At 35.2% G+C, this 5,006-nt stretch carries 10 protein-coding genes; 4 read left to right on the top strand and 6 right to left on the bottom strand.

The annotated features are described in order from the left end of the window. The first annotated feature begins 346 nt into the window (after positions 1-346). From ACKI2P_RS11460 to arfB, 3 genes are read left to right on the top strand one after another with little or no spacing between them, the layout of a single operon-like run. The gene (locus ACKI2P_RS11460; protein ID WP_407377687.1) at positions 347-814 is read left to right on the top strand and encodes a type II toxin-antitoxin system antitoxin SocA domain-containing protein; all 468 of its coding nucleotides are present in this window, start codon (positions 347-349) and stop codon (positions 812-814) included. A 57-nt stretch (positions 815-871) separates the two neighbouring features. Next, positions 872-1,354 carry an RNA-binding protein gene (locus ACKI2P_RS11455; protein WP_407377685.1) on the top strand — a complete coding sequence of 161 codons (483 nt, stop codon included), beginning with the start codon at positions 872-874 and terminating at the stop codon, positions 1,352-1,354. A gap of 9 nt (positions 1,355-1,363) precedes the next feature. Then, positions 1,364-2,056 carry a 2-amino-5-formylamino-6-ribosylaminopyrimidin-4(3H)-one 5'-monophosphate deformylase gene (arfB, locus tag ACKI2P_RS11450; protein WP_407377683.1) on the top strand — a complete coding sequence of 231 codons (693 nt, stop codon included), beginning with the start codon at positions 1,364-1,366 and terminating at the stop codon, positions 2,054-2,056. 22 nt (positions 2,057-2,078) lie between these two features. On the opposite strand, the gene ACKI2P_RS11445 is transcribed toward arfB, so the two are convergent. Beyond that, complete coding sequence (locus tag ACKI2P_RS11445) at positions 2,079-2,483, bottom strand: hypothetical protein (protein ID WP_407377682.1); 405 nt, start codon at positions 2,481-2,483, stop codon at positions 2,079-2,081. Positions 2,484-2,548: 65 nt separating this feature from the next. Between ACKI2P_RS11445 and ACKI2P_RS11440 the strand changes: the two genes are divergently transcribed. Then, a complete protein-coding gene (locus ACKI2P_RS11440; RefSeq protein WP_407377680.1) occupies positions 2,549-3,148 on the top strand; it encodes a YigZ family protein in 600 nt (199 codons plus the stop codon). A 12-nt stretch (positions 3,149-3,160) separates the two neighbouring features. On the opposite strand, the gene ACKI2P_RS11435 is transcribed toward ACKI2P_RS11440, so the two are convergent. From ACKI2P_RS11435 to ACKI2P_RS11415, 5 genes are all read right to left on the bottom strand, one after another. Then, positions 3,161-3,271, bottom strand: coding sequence for a rubredoxin-like domain-containing protein (locus ACKI2P_RS11435; protein ID WP_292742119.1), 111 nt, complete (start codon positions 3,269-3,271; stop codon positions 3,161-3,163). A gap of 9 nt (positions 3,272-3,280) precedes the next feature. Next, positions 3,281-3,400, bottom strand: a complete 120-nt coding sequence (locus ACKI2P_RS11430) for a rubredoxin-like domain-containing protein (protein ID WP_407377678.1) — start codon at positions 3,398-3,400, stop codon at positions 3,281-3,283. Positions 3,401-3,467: 67 nt separating this feature from the next. Further along, positions 3,468-3,626, bottom strand: a complete 159-nt coding sequence (locus tag ACKI2P_RS11425; RefSeq protein ID WP_407377677.1) for a rubredoxin — start codon at positions 3,624-3,626, stop codon at positions 3,468-3,470. A 12-nt stretch (positions 3,627-3,638) separates the two neighbouring features. Beyond that, a complete protein-coding gene (locus ACKI2P_RS11420) occupies positions 3,639-4,175 on the bottom strand; it encodes an acyltransferase (RefSeq protein WP_407377689.1) in 537 nt (178 codons plus the stop codon). 395 nt (positions 4,176-4,570) lie between these two features. Beyond that, on the bottom strand, positions 4,571-4,774 hold the full coding sequence (locus ACKI2P_RS11415) for a hypothetical protein (protein ID WP_407377675.1): 204 nt from the start codon (positions 4,772-4,774) through the stop codon (positions 4,571-4,573). Between the last annotated feature and the right edge of the window lie 232 nt (positions 4,775-5,006).

The raw sequence follows: 5,006 nt of genomic DNA, 5'->3' as shown, positions 1-5,006 counted from the left end.
TTTTCCTAATGCGTCAAGTGGTCTTTGAACATTTTGTCCGCTCATTATATCACCTTATATTATCAAAAATTTTTAGTTTTTCTGAATCGAGTAAATTTTTACTCATAGACATAATATAATCAAGTTAAGATAAGACAAAACCTAATTAAAACTAATACTATTAATTATAAATAACCTACTATATAAATGTTACTTAAATTTAAGGTAAAATAAGGAAAAAAATAATCTCAACAATAAATAATTAGTTAAACAAGTATTTAAATTACTTATCAAATGCTCTCTTGGACTTCGAATATATTTAAAGGTCAACATAACTACTACCACCCAACCATCACCAGGTCATAAAATGAGAATCGATGAAGAAAAGTATGTCAATCTAATTATGTATATCCTATTCAAATGCCTGAATAAACCAAATTTGGGAAAGACCGTGCTTTGTACAATCATGTATTTCATTGACTTTAACTATTATGAGAAATACGGTGAGTTTCTAACCAAAGAGACATATATAAAATCAAGAAAGGGAATAAAGCCCAAACACTTCAGAAAGATAACCCAAAATCTGATTGACAGAAAACAGCTATTTTTAAGGCGCGAACCATATTACACAAGAACCATACACCGATATTATCCGACCAGACTGCCAACACCCCAATTCACACCCCAGGAACTTAATATAATCAACTCATCAATCCAAAACCTGAGCGACAGCAATGCAACTGCAATAACCAGATTTGCATGGCACGACCGGCCGCTGATCAACACCGAACTGGGAGGGGAAATAAATTATGACGATGTCTTTTTAAGACAATGATTAAATTTATATTTTTAAAATACAAAATATTATTCATTAATAAAAAGTGGGATAAACATGGCTATAAAAGTTAAAAAAAGAAATTTTTTAAAAAAGAAAAAAATTAAAGCGATAAAAGAGGAATTGGGCGAATATGGTGAGCTGCTTCAAGGCAAAAAAAATGTCGAGATTCTTGAGGCCGAACCTAACTCATTCATTTTAGTGGATGGAGAGCCGTATATCATAATAATTGACGACAAACCGTTCCCAACACTGAAAGCTGCACTGGCTACAGATATCGTGTCAAAAACCGTAACAGTGGATATGGGAGCCATAAGATTTGTAAGCAATGGTGCAGACATAATGAGTCCGGGAATTGTAGCTGCATCAGAAAATGTTGAAGCAGGAGACATAGTCCTGATTATAGACGAAACACACGGAAAACCACTGGCAATCGGAGTAAGCCTAATCAGCGGTGATGAAATGGTTGCAAACGACTCCGGAAAAGCTGTTGAAACCAAACATTATGTCGGTGACGACATCTGGAACTTTGAAGTGTAAGGTGATAAAATGGCAGAACTAAGATACCGGGCAGGAAACATCAAAGACCCCCAAGTTCACAAAATCGGAATAATAGCCCTAGGATCTCACTTGGAAAACCACGGCCCAGCACTGCCTATTGATACAGATGCAAAAATAGGAGCGCACATCGCATTTCAGGCCTCACTTCTAAGCGGAGCCAAATTTCTGGGAATAATCTTTCCGGCATATGAGCTTGACACAATAGACCATGGAGTGCATGTTTCCCTTGAAGAACTTAAAGAAAATGTCATATCCACACTTAACTCTGCAAAGAAATTCTTAGATATCGAAAAGGTAGTCATCGTAAATGCACACGGTGGAAACATACCTCTTATGGCAGAGTTATGGGATATTGAGGATAAAACAGACCTTTCAATAACATTCAACAACAAAGTAATCTCTTCCGAAGGCCCTCACGGAGGAAGCGGAGAGCTGTCAATGGCCAAGGTTTTGGGAATTCTAAATGAGGATGAACTTGAAAATCAGGCAAATGTCGATGAATATGAAGAGGTTGGCCTGCACGGATTTACACAGGCACGAAAAGACGACCCCAACATTGAAGAGGGTGCAAGGGACGTTGAAGAAAACGGCGTTTATGTTGATGAAGAATACGGAGAAAGACTATTTAATCTGTCAATAAACTCTGTTATTTTTGACATTGAAAAACTGCTGGATTTTTAAAAAAAAAGAAAAAGGATAAAAATTATCCTCTTGTGGTTACTATATCTGAATCAGAACCTTTTTTAGAATCCTCACCTGAAGATGAACCACCTTCCTCATCAGATTTGTCACTTGAATCCTGATGAGATTGATCTTGCTGTTGTTGAGACGAATCATCGGTAGTGGTCTCTACATTGGATTCAGTTGATTGGGATGAATCCTGTGAACTGTAATCGTTGTAATACTCATGAACATTTTCATCTCCATAGGACTCATAATTGTTATCTGAATCAGTAATAGCTGAAAGATTGTCCAACACACTTCCAGAATCACTTTCATTAGGTAAAATTGATATCGGCCCTGTCATAGCTCCGAAAACACTAGCCAAACAAAAGGCTATGCAGGCTACAATAAATATTACTAAAACAGTAGCTGAACGACTTGACAATATAATCACCTTTAAAATTTACTAACAATAATATATGCGATTAGATATATAAATATATTGATAAAATGAAAACCATAAAAGAACCCGTTCAAAGCGAAATCGTCATAAAAAAATCCCAGTTCATTTGCAGTCTGTTTCCAACAAGGACCAAAAGCGAATCAAAGCAGATCATACAAAAGATTAATGAACAGTACTCAGATGCGACACACAACTGCACAGCATACATCGCAAGTGATGGAGAAGGCTTTGACGATGATGGGGAACCTGGCGGAACTGCGGGAAAACCTATGATAAATGTTTTGAGAAAAAACGAACTTCACAATGTAACAGCAGTCGTTACAAGATATTTTGGTGGAATCAAGCTTGGAGCCGGAGGGCTTGTAAGGGCGTATTCCAAATCTGTGATGGATGCCGTCGGAGAGGCTGAAATTCTTGAAATCGAAGAGTATGAAGTTTATACATTAATATTTGAATATTCAGACATAAAAGCAGTTGACAGTGAGGTCAGAAACAATAGTCTGGAAGTCATTGACAAGCAATACTCAGATAAGGTTCTTTATGATGTGGTATCAAAGGACAACAGAGATATTGTAAAGATATTTGAAAAATACTCCGGAAAAATAAGAACTAGTTTTAAAAACAAACAATTTTTAGAAAAAATATAAAAAGAGAAGAACTTACTGTTCTTCGAAATTAGCTGCAGGTACGCCACAAACTGGGCATACGTAATCTTCTGGTAATTCGTCTTCTTCTAAGACAAATCCGCATACTTTGCAGACAAAAGCCATTTACAACACCTATTCTACTTTTTCAAACATGTCAGCAGTAGCGCCGCACATTGGACATTTGAAGTCTTCAGGTAATTCATCAAATTCTTCAGTTGTGTATCCACAAAGTTTACATTTAAATTTTGCCATTTTTAACAATCTCCTTAAAATAGTATTGATTAATATTATTTTGACTATTGGTAATATATAAAACTATTTAAATTTTTTCAAACATTGCCTTTGCCATACGACATTTAGGGCATTTGAAAGAAGCCGGCAAATCTTCAAATTTGGTTCCGGCAGGAATATTCAAACCGTCTTCAATATTATCTTCATCAAAAATATAACCGCAAATTTTACATTTATATTGTGCCATAAATTTATCCTCCTAAAACCTGTTTGGAACTTTCAGATGGTCAGGAAGTGGCTTGATGCGCGCAGGAGTTCCAATAGCCAGATAGAATGGCGGAACGGAATGGATTACAATAGCACCGGCCGCAACAATGGACCCTTCACCTATTTCAACATTGGACAGGAAAGTTGTGTTACCTCCAATGGAAGCACCACGTCTTATTTTAGGTCCCTGAAGCTCATAGTTGATTCTGACAGGATATTTATCGTTTGTAAAACAGGCACATGGACCGATAAATACATTATCTTCAATTACGGAATTGGTTGGAATATATACATTGGACTGGATGCTAACATCATTTCCAATGATTACATCCCCTTCAATGACCGTATTAGTTCCAATTAAGACATTGTCACCAATATTGGTGTTTTCACGAATGACCACATTGTGACCGGTTCTGAAATTGTCACCTATTACCACATCATTGTAGATAATTGAATTGGATCTGATTGTGTGGTTTGAACCGATAACAGGTGGCTTTGAATTAGGAGTGTATTCAACACCAAACTGGATATTCTGGTCAGCAGGGAATTTTACTTGAGGTCTTGATAAGTCAGGCTGGACTGATTGTCTTTCAATAACTGGCCTTTCATAGACAATCTCATCTATTTCTTCTCTTTGAGGTTGCCTGTAGAAATTGTCCTGTCTTTGAGTGACTGGCTGTTGAGGAACAGGTCTTTGAGGTTGACTGTACAATCTGTCATTAGGTCTTTGAACAGGCCTAGGTTGCCTTTCAGCATGATAATTAGGATTATCTCTAATCTGTTCATAAGGTTTTTCTCGATTTTTTGCCTGCCTATCCTCCAGAGTTTGTGAAAATCTAACCATATTATCAAACCTTTCTTTAAGTAAATTTTATTTGTTAATGATTAAATTTATGTTTCCAATTAGTATATATACTAGATGGTTCATTTTAATGGTTTTTTAGAAAAACAATATTGATGAGAAGACATAATTTTTTGATGAATTAAAAAAAAATAGTTTTCACCCGATCCATATTTCTTACTAAAGGAAATAAGAAATTTTTCAAGCTCACAATAAGCAGGATTAACCCTAACAACTTCACTTTCTGATGAAAGCATCACAGTGCCATTGCAACCTTTATAAATCATGATATTACCTCTTTTGAGATTAAAATTTGTATAAAATCCATGTACAACTAATTATTTGTAGTTATTAATATTCAAATCTAATTAATGATACTTAAAAATCCATATTAAGAAATAAAAAACAATATTTACAAAAAAATAATAAAAATAGGAAGTCAAGTCAATATTTATACGAACATGTTAATAATTGTTATTGAAAAATAAATGCTCTCATTGAAATATTCGAACTTTCAAT

The organism is Methanobrevibacter sp. (assembly GCF_045541095.1).
GTDB lineage: Archaea > Methanobacteriota > Methanobacteria > Methanobacteriales > Methanobacteriaceae > Methanocatella.
Note: the sequence above shows the minus strand (reverse complement) of the source record. Positions and strands in the feature narration are given on the sequence as shown.